This is a genomic window from Pantoea sp. App145 (assembly GCF_047947045.1).
Classification (GTDB): Bacteria; Pseudomonadota; Gammaproteobacteria; order Enterobacterales; family Enterobacteriaceae; genus Pantoea.
In genome coordinates this window covers 2,739,896-2,752,635 of sequence record NZ_CP133290.1, presented here as the reverse complement: position 1 = coordinate 2,752,635, position 12,740 = coordinate 2,739,896, and the positions used below count along the sequence as shown (strand labels likewise).

The 12,740-nt window shown below is 58.0% G+C and carries 10 protein-coding genes; 2 read left to right on the top strand and 8 right to left on the bottom strand.

Annotated features, from left to right (window positions below; all coding sequences use genetic code 11):
- Positions 1-54 precede the first annotated feature (54 nt).
- The 7 genes from selB to fdnG are packed head-to-tail and all read right to left on the bottom strand — an operon-like array spanning position 55 to position 9,476.
- On the bottom strand, positions 55-1,899 hold the full coding sequence (gene selB / locus RCF31_RS12535) for a selenocysteine-specific translation elongation factor (protein WP_416410769.1): 1,845 nt from the start codon (positions 1,897-1,899) through the stop codon (positions 55-57).
- A complete protein-coding gene (gene selA, locus RCF31_RS12530) occupies positions 1,896-3,275 on the bottom strand; it encodes an L-seryl-tRNA(Sec) selenium transferase (protein ID WP_416410767.1) in 1,380 nt (459 codons plus the stop codon). The genes selB and selA overlap by 4 nt, the downstream gene beginning before the upstream one ends.
- 10 nt (positions 3,276-3,285) lie before the next feature.
- On the bottom strand, positions 3,286-3,897 hold the full coding sequence (locus RCF31_RS12525; protein ID WP_416410765.1) for a glutathione S-transferase: 612 nt from the start codon (positions 3,895-3,897) through the stop codon (positions 3,286-3,288).
- Positions 3,898-3,947: 50 nt separating this feature from the next.
- Positions 3,948-4,877 carry a formate dehydrogenase accessory protein FdhE gene (gene fdhE / locus RCF31_RS12520; RefSeq protein WP_084871637.1) on the bottom strand — a complete coding sequence of 310 codons (930 nt, stop codon included), beginning with the start codon at positions 4,875-4,877 and terminating at the stop codon, positions 3,948-3,950.
- Entirely contained in the window at positions 4,877-5,518 is a 642-nt protein-coding gene (gene fdoI, locus RCF31_RS12515; RefSeq protein ID WP_332667358.1) for a formate dehydrogenase cytochrome b556 subunit, read from the bottom strand. Before fdoI ends, fdhE begins: the two co-directional genes overlap by 1 nt.
- On the bottom strand, positions 5,518-6,417 hold the full coding sequence (gene fdxH / locus RCF31_RS12510; RefSeq protein WP_416410762.1) for a formate dehydrogenase subunit beta: 900 nt from the start codon (positions 6,415-6,417) through the stop codon (positions 5,518-5,520). Before fdxH ends, fdoI begins: the two co-directional genes overlap by 1 nt.
- 11 nt (positions 6,418-6,428) lie before the next feature.
- The gene (gene fdnG, locus RCF31_RS12505) at positions 6,429-9,476 is read right to left on the bottom strand and encodes a formate dehydrogenase-N subunit alpha (protein ID WP_416410760.1); all 3,048 of its coding nucleotides are present in this window, start codon (positions 9,474-9,476) and stop codon (positions 6,429-6,431) included.
- Between the two features lie 141 nt (positions 9,477-9,617).
- Between fdnG and fdhD the strand changes: the two genes are divergently transcribed.
- Positions 9,618-10,442, top strand: coding sequence for a formate dehydrogenase accessory sulfurtransferase FdhD (gene fdhD / locus RCF31_RS12500; RefSeq protein WP_299455539.1), 825 nt, complete (start codon positions 9,618-9,620; stop codon positions 10,440-10,442).
- On the opposite strand, the gene RCF31_RS12495 is transcribed toward fdhD, so the two are convergent.
- Complete coding sequence (locus RCF31_RS12495) at positions 10,439-11,215, bottom strand: DeoR/GlpR family DNA-binding transcription regulator (RefSeq protein ID WP_416410758.1); 777 nt, start codon at positions 11,213-11,215, stop codon at positions 10,439-10,441. The genes fdhD and RCF31_RS12495 overlap by 4 nt on opposite strands.
- A 174-nt stretch (positions 11,216-11,389) precedes the next feature.
- Here RCF31_RS12495 and RCF31_RS12490 point away from each other — a divergent pair, with 174 nt between their 5' ends.
- Positions 11,390-12,730, top strand: coding sequence for an aspartate aminotransferase family protein (locus RCF31_RS12490; protein WP_416410756.1), 1,341 nt, complete (start codon positions 11,390-11,392; stop codon positions 12,728-12,730).
- The last annotated feature ends 10 nt before the right edge of the window (positions 12,731-12,740 follow it).

Genomic DNA, 12,740 nt, shown 5'->3' with positions numbered 1-12,740 from the left:
AAATCGTCCCTTTTTTATGCGATCTTCGCGCCACTACAAAGTTGTGCATGTCAGTTACGTATTAAACAACCGCGCATCACGCAGCAGATGTTCATTACCACGGCGGCGGGTAAAACCGCTGCGGTCAAAAAACTCCAGAATTTGCACCGCCACTTTACGCCCGGTGCCAAGCTGGTTGCGGAAATCAGCCGCCGAAGTGCTGCCGCCGTGAGCGGCACGTTGGCGAATGAGATCGGCGAAGATCTGCACCTGCGAAGTCAGGTAGTAGCGATCGCGCACGATCGCGGTGACGTGGCCGAGGCGTGCCGCCGTCAGCAACAGGGTGCGAATCTCCTGTTCATCCTGCTGGAGGCTGGTGGCAATATCGCGTACCCAGAGCGGCTGGTCAGTGAACAGCGGGCCAACCTGTTGCCACAACGCTTCTTCCTGCGGGTTAAAACGGGGTTCGAAATGGGGTTGGTGCAGCCAGCCATTGCGTTGCTGAATCCGCCCCTGTGCCAGCGTCTGATCAATCAGCGCCAGCACCAGTTCTGCCGGGGCATGCGGGAGGGCGATACGACGCAGACGGTCGTGGCCGATACCCGGTTGCTCGGGATGCTGCTGATGAAAATGGGCCAGCGCGTCGAGTAGCGCTTGCTGCCAGCGGCTGGCCTGATCCGGGTCCATGAATGCCTGATTTAAGCGCACCGGCGCGATGGCGGTCAGCAGGGTCTCCATTGCCGCTGGCGTGAGCTGGCGCGCCCAGGAAAATTCACTGTAGTCAGCAGGCTGATGTGCAAGGTGGGCACGCAGACTGGCTTCATCATCCTCCGCCAGCGCCAGCTGTTGCAGCCAGGCCAGATAGTCAGGATGCCGCTTGCCGCGCTTTTTGCTGTTCAGCAGAACCACCCGACCACCCCCCAGCGTTTGCTGTGTATTACTGTCGCGGATGATCAGGCGGTCATTGTCTGCCAACCATAGTGGGCTAGTCAGTACCAGCTCGGCGAGTTGGTCGCTGAGTGGTGTTATGCGTCCGGTAACATGGCTGGCGGCATGATGAAGATGTACCGGCTGTGAAGCGCTATGCAGCGGCTGTAACAGCGATAACGCCACGGTGAGTCGCGTACTGCCGTGATCCTGTTGCTGGCTCAGCAGCCAGTCACCACGGCTGATCTGCGCTTTTTCCACCTCACCAGCAATATTCAGTGCAATGCGTTGCCCGGCCTGCGCCTGGGGGACGGACTGATTCTGCGCATGCAAGGCGCGCACGCGTACCGGCTGATTGACTCCGGTCAGCCACAGGGTATCACCGATGCTGACTTCTCCCGCCAGCGCGGTACCGGTGACCACCAGGCCAGTCCCTTTCAGGGTAAAGGCGCGGTCAATGGCAAGGCGAAAACGCTGCCGGGGTATAAAGGGCGGTTCTGGCAGCGCGATTAGATGCTGGCGCAATGCGTCAATGCCCTGCCGGGTCGTGCTGCTGGTGACAAACTGCGCCGCATCTGGCCAGCCTAGTTGCTGCGTTAACTGCGCCACCTGTTGCTGCACTTCTTCAATACGGGCCGCGTCTGCGCGATCCGCTTTGGTCAGCGCGACGCTGAGTGGTGGCTGCCCGGCCAGGCTGAGCAGCTGCAAATGTTCACGGGTTTGCGGCATCACGCCATCGTCGCAGGCCACCACCAGTAGCGCGTGATGAATACCGCCAATCCCCGCCAGCATGTTGGCGAGAAACTTTTCATGGCCCGGAACATCAATAAAACCGATCACCCGGCCATCAGGCTGTGGCCAGTAGGCGTAACCCAGGTCGATGGTCATGCCACGCCGTTGTTCTTCTGGCAGACGATCGGCATTGATGCCGGTCAGAGCCTGGAGCAGTGCGGTTTTGCCGTGATCGACATGTCCGGCGGTGGCGATAATCATGGTACTAAGGCTCTGATAAAGGCCGATTCGTCGCTGAGGCAGCGCAGGTCAAGCCACAGTTTGCCATCCTGCAGGCGACCAATCACCGGTTGTGGCAGGGTGCGCCAGCGCTGTGCCAGCGCATTCAGGGTGCCACCCTGACCATCGCGCGGGCTAAAGGTGATGGCAACGCTGGGCAAACGCTCCACTGGTAGCGATCCACTACCGATTTGTGACGAACAAGGGGCGATTGCCAGCGAAAAATCATGACCAAAGGCATCTTCCAGCGCGGGTATCAGCCGTTCGGCCTGTTGCAGGATGTCATCTGCGGGTCGGGTCAACAGCTGCAATGTCGGCAGCGTTTCACGCAGCTTTTCCGGGTGACGGTAAAGTTGTAGCGTGGCCTCCAGTGCCGCCAGCGTCATTTTATCCACGCGCAACGCGCGTTTGAGAGGATGCTGTTGCAACCGGGCAATCAATGCTTTTTTACCGACAATTATCCCGGCCTGTGGCCCACCCAGCAGTTTATCGCCGGAAAAACTTACCAGGCTGACACCAGCGGCAATCAGCTGCTGTGGCATCGGTTCGGCTGGCAGGCCGTAAGCGGTCATGTCGATCAGCGATCCGCTGCCGAGATCGGTGATCACCGGCAATTGATGTTCTGCGCCGAGCGCCACCAGATCCGCCTCGGTCACCGCATGGGTGAAACCCTGGATCTGATAGTTACTGGTGTGAACTTTCATTAACAAGCCACTATCGTCGGTGATTGCGGCGCGATAATCTTTCAGATGGGTACGGTTAGTGGTACCGACTTCCACCAGACGGCATCCGGCCTGGCGCATCACGTCAGGAATGCGGAATGCGCCCCCAATTTCCACCAGTTCACCACGCGAGACCACCACTTCACGCCCGGCAGCAAGAGCGGAGAGCATCAGAAGTACCGCCGCCGCGTTGTTGTTGACGATGCAGGCATCTTCCGCGCCGGTCAGTTCGCACAGCAGGGCCGCAACGGCACGATCGCGATGGCCGCGAGCGGCATCATCCAGCGCGTATTCCAGCGTCACCGGCTGGCGCAGGCAGTGCGTGACGGCATTGATGGCGGCCTCGCTCAATTGGGCGCGGCCCAGATTGGTGTGTAATACGGTTCCGGTCAGATTGAACACCGGACGCAACGCGCTCTGGCGCTGCTGCCGGGATCGGCGCAATGCTTCATCCGGCCAGTTAGCATGCCAGTCGGGCAAAGCCTGATACTGCTGGATGTGTTCGCGGGCTTCCTGTTGCATGGCGCGTAGCTGACGTGTGGCAAAAGCCGTACCTGCATCATCAATCAGCGCCTGCAACGCGGGCTCGCGCAGCAGGCTATCAATAGCAGGCAGCTGGCTAAACAATGTTTTCATCGGGCAACTTTTAGCTGGTAGGCGGGACGGTGCGGGCAAAACTTTCCCGCTGGAACAGGTTCTCCGCCAATTTGATTAATGCCGGGCGATTCACACACCAGTTTGGCACCACGCGGCGGAAGTTGAGGTAACCAATCATGCAACCGGTAGCGATATCTGCCAGATTGAGGGTGTCGCTATGCAGCAGATCGCGCTGGGCGGCAGCGGTTTCCAGCGCATCAAGGCCGCGCAGGATTTTTTCCCGATTGCGCAGCAGTACCTCTTCGGATTGCTGGTCTCCCGGGCGCATTTTTTCACGCACAATCACCAGCGCGGCATCGCTGATGCCATCGGCCAGTTTTTCCAGCTGGCGGATTTGCAATGCACGCAGGGGATCTTTGGGCAGCAATGCCGGAGCTTCACCTCGCAGTTCGATAGCTTCGGCGATCAGCGAAGAATCAAACCAGGTCAGATGGTTGTCATCCACCAGCGCCGGGACTTTGCCCAGCGGATTGTAATGCGGTACATGGCTATCGGCATTCCACGGTGATTCATTGACGAATTCAAAGACGATGCCTTTTTCCAGCAGGATCACCGAAATTTTCCGGACAAAAGGACTGGTGTAGCTGCCTATCAGTTTCATCGAACGCCTCCGTGGTTGTCGCGGCACGCAGAAAGAGTAATGGCGAAGGCTTACCCTTCGCCTGGAAACAGAAACGGATTCAGGCTACTGCGCGCAAAACCTTCCTGCTCCATACGCGCATCCAGCACCAGAGAAGCGAGGTCATCGGCCACCGGTTCTACGGCGGGGTCCTTCTCCTGATACAGCATCTTCAGGTAAGTCCCACAATCGCCACAACTTTCGGCTTTGACCGCTGCCATCTCGCTATCCAGCGACCAGTAATGCAAATCCCTTGTCTGTTCGCAATTAGAACATTTACTGCGTACCACATACCATTCGCTTTCGCACAGATTGCAATGCAGATAACGCAATCCCTGCTGTCCGACATCCATATGCACCACGCTGGCCACCGGTACGCTGGCGCATACCGGGCAGAACTGACGATGCTCGCCATATTCGGCACGGGCTTTGCCCGGGATTAGCGCCGCCATCTGCGCCCAGTAAATGGACAATGCCGCCCAGATAAACGGCGACTTGTCGTTACTGACCTGCGCAAAGTTGCCTTCCAGCAACGCGGTAGCGAGGGTTTCCAGCTCGGTCGCGGAGGCTTTCTCCAGATTTTCCAGCACTGCCAGCGCCTGGCCACTCATCTCCGGTTTCAGCTCAGCGATTAACGAATGTAGCAGCCGCTGCCAGTGGGCATCGCGTGGGTAGGTGTGAATATCCAGCGGCGGGATACCCTGCTCGGCGCATTGCTCCAGCCGCGCGCGTAAATCGATCTGCAACGGATGGTCGTACAGCACGATTTCCTGCGCCTGGGCGATTACGGCGGCAAAGCGCAGATAATCGCCGAGCGGATTTTTCGCGGCCAGATCGCGCAAACGGGCTGCCCGACGGCTATATAAATTTTTCAGCCGGGGGAAAAGTAACGGCGGAATTTTATCCGCCGTGTTCTTATCGCTTTTCTCCAGCTGGTCCTGCGGGATAATGCGAATACTCATCAGGGGCGTTTTTCCTGTTGTGTTTGGCGTTGGCGCTGCTCGCGATACCAGCGTGGGTGATGTTTCTTCGCCCACGCGGCAGGGACCCAGCCTTCAACCATCGCGGTGATGGTGCCTTTGACCCACAGGGCGGCGTAAATATGCACCATAATCACGATAATCAGCGCCACGGCTGAGACCGAATGCACCACCAGCGCGGCGCGAATCAGCGGAATGGAGAAGGCTCCGGCGAAGTACGGTCGCCAAATCACAATTCCACTCGCCAGCAGCATGACTAAGCTGATGATAGCAGCCCAGAACACACACTTCTGCCCGAAGTTGTATTTGCCGGTATCGCCGACCTCCTCATTACGCGCGATTTTATGAATATTTTTCGCCCATATCAGGTCGTCACGGTTGATCAGGTTATGCCGCCAGTAACGCAAGAACATGATGAGAAAGGCAGCAAACATAATCACGCCAACAAAAGGATGCAGAATCCGCGCCAGTTGTGGTGTGCCCAACACGTGCATCAGCCAGTTGAACGACGGGAAAAAGAAACCCAGTCCACTCAGGGCAGCAAAGACAAAGCAAAACGCCACAATCCAGTGATTGATGCGTTCGGGTGCGCTGTAGCGCACCAGGCGATCGCGCTTTTTCATCATTTGCGCTCCTCTTTATCGTCATGCAGGTTGTCGTCTTCGTCGTCCACCCGGTTCGGTCCGATGCCGACGTAGTGGAACACCGCCGCCGCGAAGGTGGCGGCAAAACCGACCGCCGCCAGCGGTTTCCAGATGCCTTTCCAGAAGGTGACAGCGGGGCTGATGCTCGGGTTTTCCGGCAGGCCGTGATACAGCTGCGGCTTGTTGGCGTGGTGCAGCACATACATCACGTGTGTACCGCCCACCCCGGCGGGATCGTACAAACCGGCATGGTCGTAACCGCGTGTTTTCAGTTCCTCCACACGTTCCCCGGCGAGGGTTTGCATATCGGCTTTGGCTCCGAAATGAATCGCCCCGGTCGGGCAGGTTTTCACGCAGGCCGGTTCCTGGCCGACGGTGACACGATCGACGCATAGCGTGCATTTATACACGCGGTTGTCGTCTTTATTGAGACGCGGCACGTCGAACGGACAACCGGCGATGCAGTAACCACAGCCGATGCACTGCTCGGACTGAAAATCGACAATGCCGTTGGCGTACTGAATGATCGCCCCTTCCGAAGGACAGGCTTTCAGGCAGCCAGGATCGGCGCAATGCATGCAGCCATCTTTGCGGATCAGCCACTCCAGTTTGCCGTTTTCCTCGACTTCGGAAAAACGCATCACCGTCCAGGATTTGGCGGTCAAATCCGCCGGGTTGTCGTACACCCCGACGTTATGACCGATCTCATCACGGATGTCGTTCCACTCCGAACAGGCCACCTGGCAGGCTTTGCAGCCGATGCAGGTGGTGACATCAATCAGCTTCGCCACCTCCTGCTGATGGTTGCGCGCCTGCGGCGGTGGCGTGACGCCGTTGGTGGCGGAGCGGCGGATAATGTCTTGCGATTGATAAGCCATATTCGTTCTCCTTACACCTTCTCGACGTTAACGAGGAATGCCTTAAATTCTGGCGTTTGCGTATTGGCGTCGCCGACAAACGGCGTCAGGGTATTGGCGATAAAACCTTTCTTCGCTACGCCCTGATAACCCCAGTGAATCGGAATGCCGATGGTATCCACAGTTTTGCCATCCACCTGCAACGGACGCAGACGTTTGGTGACCACCGCTTTGGCTTTGATATAGCCGCGATTCGAGCTGACCTTCACCGTGTCACCCTGAGCAATGCCCAGCTTGTTCGCCAGCACCTCGCCAATCTCCACAAACTGTTCCGGCTGTGCGATGGCGTTGAGCCGTGCGTGTTTGGTCCAGAAGTGGAAATGTTCGGTGAGACGATAGGTGGTGCCGACATACGGGAACTGTTCGGCTTTGCCCATCGCCGCCAGATCGTCCTTAAACACGCGCGCCGCCGGGTTCGATACCACGTTGGGGTGCAGCGGGTTGGTGCCGATCGGCGTTTCAAACGGTTCGTAATGTTCCGGGAACGGACCTTCCGCCATTTTGTCGAGTGCGAACAGATGGCCCATACCATCGGGTTGCATGATGAACGGACCGACATTGCTGCCAGGTGCGGCGGCGCTGTAGTCCGGGATATCCATACCGGCCCACTTGCTGCCATCCCACTTCAGCAACTGACGTTTGGCATCCCACGGATTGCCCTGCGGATCGGCGGAAGCGCGGTTATACAGGATGCGGCGATTGAGCGGCCATGCCCAGCTCCAGTTCAGTGTGTTGCCGAGGCCGGACGGATCGGCGTTGTCGCGCCGCGCCATCTGGTTGCCCTCCGGCGTCCAGCTACCGGCGAAAATCCAGCAGCCGCTGCTGGTGCTGCCGTCATCTTTCAGATGGGCAAAGGTACTGAGCTGCTGACCTTTTTTCACCAGCAGGGTGCCTTTGTCATCGACGATATCCGCCAGCGCTTTGCCGTTGCTCTCCATCGCCACCTCTTCCGACGCCGGGTTATCTGGCGTCAGGTAGTTCCAGGTCATGTTCAGCACCGGCTCCGGCGCAACACCGCCCTGGTGCGCATACATCTCACGCAGTCGCAGGTAGATACCCGCCAGAATTTCGCCATCGTTGCGTGATTCACCCGGACCGTCCTGACCTTTCCAGTGCCACTGCAACCAGCGGCCGGAGTTCACGATCGAGCCGTTCTCCTCGGCAAAGCAGGTGGAGGGCAGGCGGAACACCTCGGTCTGAATCTGCGCTGGATCGACGTCGTTAAATTCGCCGTGATTCTGCCAGAAGGTCGAGGTTTCGGTGTTGAGCGGGTCGATGGTGACGAGGAACTTCAGCTTCGACAGCGAAGCAATCACTTTGCGCTTGTTCGGGAACGAGGCCACCGGGTTGAAGCCCTGGCACAGATAACCGTTCACTTTCCCCTGTGCCATCATTTCGAAGTATTGCAGCACGTCGTAGCCTTTGTCCCACTTCGGCAACCAGTCAAAGCCCCAGCTGTTCTCTGCCTGCGCTTTGTCGCCAAAGAAGGCTTTCATCATGCTTACGAAGAATTTCGGGTAGTTGCTCCAGTAGTTCACCTGGCCCGGCAGCGCAGTTTTCGGCGTGTTGGCGGTGAGATAGGTTTGCAGATCGGTCTGCTTCTCAGAAGGCAGCGTCATATAACCCGGCAGGCTTTGCGACAGCAGGCCGAGGTCGGTCAGCCCCTGGATATTGGAGTGACCACGCAGCGCATTGACGCCACCGCCTGCCATCCCCATATTGCCGAGCAGCAGCTGAATCATCGCCATGGTGCGGATGTTCTGCGCGCCGATGGAGTGCTGGGTCCAGCCGAGGGCATACAGGAAGGAAGTGGTGCGATCTTTTGCGCTGGTCTCGCCAATCAGCTCGCAGACATGCAGGAAATCGGCCTTCGGCGTGCCGCAGATGCGCTCGACAATCTCTGGCGTGTAGCGGCTGACATGCTGTTTCAGCAGGTTCCAGACGCAGCGCGGATGGCTCAGGCTGTCGTCGCGTTTGGCGAAGCCATCATCGCCCAGCTCGTAGTTCCAGCTGGTTTTGTCGTATTTACGGTTTTCAGCGTCGTAACCGCTGAATAACCCTTCTTCGAAGGTAAAATCTTCGCGCACGATCAGGCTGGCATTGGTGTACGCCTGCACATATTCATGCTGGATTTTGTCGTTTTCCATCAGCCAGCGCAGCACACCCGACAGGAAAGCAATGTCGGAGCCGGAGCGAATGGGCGTATAGAAATCCGCCACCGATGCGGTGCGCGTAAAGCGCGGATCGATGACAATCAGTTTGGCTTTGTTAAAGATTTTGGCTTCCATTGCCCAGCGGAAACCGACGGGATGCGCTTCAGCCGCATTACCGCCCATCACCACGATCAGGTTGGCATTACGGATGTCGACCCAGTGGTTGGTCATCGCACCGCGACCAAATGTTGGAGCAAGACTTGCTACCGTTGGTCCGTGTCAGACGCGTGCCTGGTTGTCGACCGCCAGCATACCGAGCGATCGGGTCATTTTCTGGGTGAGATAGCCGGTTTCATTGCTGGACGCCGAGGCGCACAACATGCCGGTGGTGAGCCAGCGGTTAACAGTCACGCCAGCAGCGTTTTGCGCCTCAAAATGGGCGTCGCGGTCCGCTTTCATCAGCTTCGCAATGCGATCAAACGCATCGTCCCAGCTGATGCGCTGCCATTTATCCGAGCCTGGCGCGCGATATTCCGGGTAGTGCAGGCGGCTGTCGCTATGGACGAAATCCAGCAGGCCAGCGCCTTTCGGGCACAAGGCTCCGCGGCTGACCGGATGATCCGGGTCCCCTTCAATATGGAAGAGGGTTTCTTTGGCGTTTCTCGCGCCATCGCCGAGGCTGTACATTAACAGGCCACAGCCGACTGAGCAGTAAGTGCAGGTGTTACGGGTTTCGCGGGCGCGCAACAACTTGTATTGCCGCGTTTCCGCCAGCGCTACCTCTGGCGTAAAGCCGAGGAGTGCTGCCGTTGTCCCTGCCATACCGCCCGCGCAGATTTTGAAGAATTTTCTTCTGCTGACGTTCATGGATAATCCTTGATTCGACATTACTACATTTTATTTTTGCGGAGCGCTGGTTAGCGGTTCAAAATGACCCAACTAAGACTGCGAGTATAGCGGCTAAATATTACCACTGCTTTTGTAAGGTTGTTGTGCGAGGCGAAGAAAGTGACACAGAAAGATCAGAAAAGTCCCAGCAATGTGAGTGAGATCGCAGGTGCGAGCCAGGCGCAGGTGTGGCAGCGGCGCGACATCACCCATGCGGAGCCGGACTGGCTGGCGCAGGAAGTTCCGGTGGCGCTGGTCTACAACGGTATTTCCCATGTGGTGATGATGGCGACCCCCAGCGATCTTGAAGCCTTTGCGCTCGGTTTTTCGCTGTCGGAAGGGATTATCGATACGCCGCAGGAAATTTTCGGTCTTGATGTGGTGCCGGGCTGCAATGGCATTGAAGTACAAATCGAGCTATCCAGCCGTCGCTTTATGGCGCTGAAAGAACAGCGTCGCGCGATGGCAGGGCGCACCGGTTGCGGCGTCTGTGGTGTCGAGCAGCTGGATCAGATCGGCAAACCGATCACCCCCTTACCCTTTACCCAGACCTTTTCCCTCGACCATCTGGATGCCGGGTTAGCGCGGCTGCGTGATTTCCAGCCGGTGGGCGAACTGACCGGCTGCACCCACGCGGCGGCATGGATGTCACCCACGGGTGAACTGCGCGGTGGCTGTGAAGATGTGGGTCGGCATGTGGCGCTGGATAAACTGCTGGGCTATCGCAGCAAAGCCGACTGGCAGCAGGGCGCGGTGCTGGTGTCCAGCCGCGCCAGCTATGAGATGGTGCAGAAGTCAGCGATGTGTGGTGTCGAGATTCTGTTTGCGGTGTCGGCAGCGACTCAGCTGGCAGTGGATGTGGCACAGCGCAGCAACTTAACGCTGGTTGGCTTCAGCAAGCCAGGCCGCGCCACCATCTATACCCATCCGCAGCGGCTGCGTTAAACCACCTGTACCTGCGGCAGCACCTGTTGCAGGGCATTGAGCGCGCCAGGTTTGCCCTGGCCCGCATCGCAAATCAGCAAATCTACCTCGGCAATCGAGGCGTATTGGGTGCGGCTCACGACGCCGAGTTTACTGTGATCCGCCAGCAGGATGGTGTGACTGGCCTGCTGAACCATCGCGCGTGCAATCGCCGCTTCGTGCGGATGGAAGCTGGTGGCTCCCTGTCTGGACTCAATTCCCACCGGAGACAGCAGCGCTACGTCGGCACGATAACGATAAATCTCGCCCACCGTCATTTCGCCGCGCGTCTGCTGTGCACCGGCAGACATCATGCCACCCAGCAAAATCACCTGATTATTCAGTGTTTCATGTTCTTCGGCGGCACTCAGCGCCAGCGCCGCTTGCAGGCTGTTGGTGATGATGGTCAGCCCGGACATGGTGCGTAACTCTTCGGCCAGCAGGGTGGTGGTGGTGCCGGAATCGAGGAACAGCGTCTGGCCGGGTTGCAGATGCTGCACCGCCGCGATGGCAATGGCACGTTTCTCTTTGGCCTGGGCGCTGCGCCGTTCGCGCAGCGGTGCTTCTGGCTGGCTATCCATCGCCACCAGGCCGCCATGGACGCGGCGCGCCACCCCCTGCGCTTCCAGCTCGATAATGTCGCGCCGCGCGGTTTCCCGCGAAATACCCAGCTCTTTGATCACGCGCTCGGTACTGACCTGATGATGCGTGGTCAGCAGTGCGCGGATGCGATGTAAACGGGTTTCCTGCAACATGACATTTCCCTGTGGCGAGTTCAGCGTGGGCCTAAGATTACCTGAGCTTCATCGTTCCGTCATGTGTATTTGGTTGTATTTGTGTATTTGGTTGCATTTCTCGCCAAAACCGGCATGATATCTGTAAACGGTTATTACGCATGCACCCCTTTCACCTTCGCAACGGGAGTTACCATGGCTACACGTTCCACCATCATGGATACCAACAGTTTTCGTGCTGAACATGCCGACGGCCTGGATGCCGATACGCGCAAACTGACCGATAAACGCAGCAAAGTGCTGGGCGAGTCGTATCGCCTGTTCTACCGTAAGCCGGTACATCTGGTGCGCGGTGAAGGGCAGTATCTGTGGGATGCCGCAGGTAACAAATATCTCGATGTGTACAACAACGTGGCGAGCATCGGCCATTGCCATCCGGCAGTGATTGAGGCGGTGAATCAGCAAATGAAGATGCTGAACACCCATACCCGTTATCTGCACGAACGTATCCTGGATTACAGCGAAGAACTGCTGGCGACCACCCCGGATGCCATCGACCGTGCGATGTATATGTGTACCGGTTCGGAAGCCAATGACCTGGCGATTCGCATTGCGCGTTCGTTCAGCGGTGGCACCGGCATTATCGTTTCGCAGGAGGCTTACCACGGCACCAGCGACCTCACTTCTGGCGCGTCACCGGCGCTGGGCACCGGCCAGCCGCTGGCGGCGACCACCCGTCTGGTGCCACCGCCAGATCACTATCGTGTCAATGCGCCTGATCTCGGCGAGTGGTTTGCCAACGAAATTCAGAAGCAAATCGACGGCATGAAAGCGCACGGCATCAAGTTCGCCGGTTTCCTCGCTGACTCCATTTTCTCCTCTGACGGCGTGCTGCCAAACCCGCCGGGTTTCCTGCAGAAAGCAGTGGATGTGGTACACGCTAACGGCGGTATTTTTATCGCGGATGAAGTGCAGCCTGGCTTTGCCCGTACCGGTGATGCGTTCTGGGGCTTCGCCCGTCACGGTGTGGTGCCGGATGTGGTCACCACCGGTAAACCGATGGGCAACGGCATTCCGGTGTCTGGCCTGCTGGCAAAAAGTGATGTGCTGGCGGCATTCAGCGATGAAATTCCTTACTTCAACACCTTTGGTGGCAACCCGGTGGCGATGGCAGCCGCGCAGGCGGTGCTGAAAGTGATCAAGGAAGAGGGTTTGCAGGAGCATAGCCGTATTGTCGGCGCGAAGTTGCAGGCCGAGCTGGCGAAGCTGATGGACCGTCATGAATCGATTGGCGACGTGCGCGGCGCGGGCCTGTTTATCGGTTTCGAATTGGTCAGCGATCGCAGCAGCAAAACGCCAGACAAGGCACTGGCACTGGATTTGATTGAGAAGCTGCGTGATCACCATGTGCTGACTTCGGTCGCTGGCCCGTACGGTAACGTGCTGAAACTGCGTCCGCCGTTGGCGTTCCAGGAAAGCGATATCGACTGGCTGGTTGGTGCGCTGGATAAATCGCTGACTGAGCTGGGTCGGTAAAGTTAAAGGT

What these genes read in the sequence shown, in the direction of transcription:
- fdhE (WP_084871637.1), bottom strand. Translation starts at nt 4,877, where the DNA reads ATGAGTATTCGCATTATCCCGCAGGACCAGCTGGAGAAAAGCGATAAG.
- fdxH (WP_416410762.1), bottom strand. Translation starts at nt 6,417, where the DNA reads ATGGCTTATCAATCGCAAGACATTATCCGCCGCTCCGCCACCAACGGC.
- selB (WP_416410769.1), bottom strand. Translation starts at nt 1,899, where the DNA reads ATGATTATCGCCACCGCCGGACATGTCGATCACGGCAAAACCGCACTG.
- RCF31_RS12495 (WP_416410758.1), bottom strand. Translation starts at nt 11,215, where the DNA reads ATGTTGCAGGAAACCCGTTTACATCGCATCCGCGCACTGCTGACCACG.
- RCF31_RS12525 (WP_416410765.1), bottom strand. Translation starts at nt 3,897, where the DNA reads ATGAAACTGATAGGCAGCTACACCAGTCCTTTTGTCCGGAAAATTTCG.
- selA (WP_416410767.1), bottom strand. Translation starts at nt 3,275, where the DNA reads ATGAAAACATTGTTTAGCCAGCTGCCTGCTATTGATAGCCTGCTGCGC.
- RCF31_RS12490 (WP_416410756.1), top strand. Translation starts at nt 11,390, where the DNA reads ATGGCTACACGTTCCACCATCATGGATACCAACAGTTTTCGTGCTGAA.
- fdoI (WP_332667358.1), bottom strand. Translation starts at nt 5,518, where the DNA reads ATGAAAAAGCGCGATCGCCTGGTGCGCTACAGCGCACCCGAACGCATC.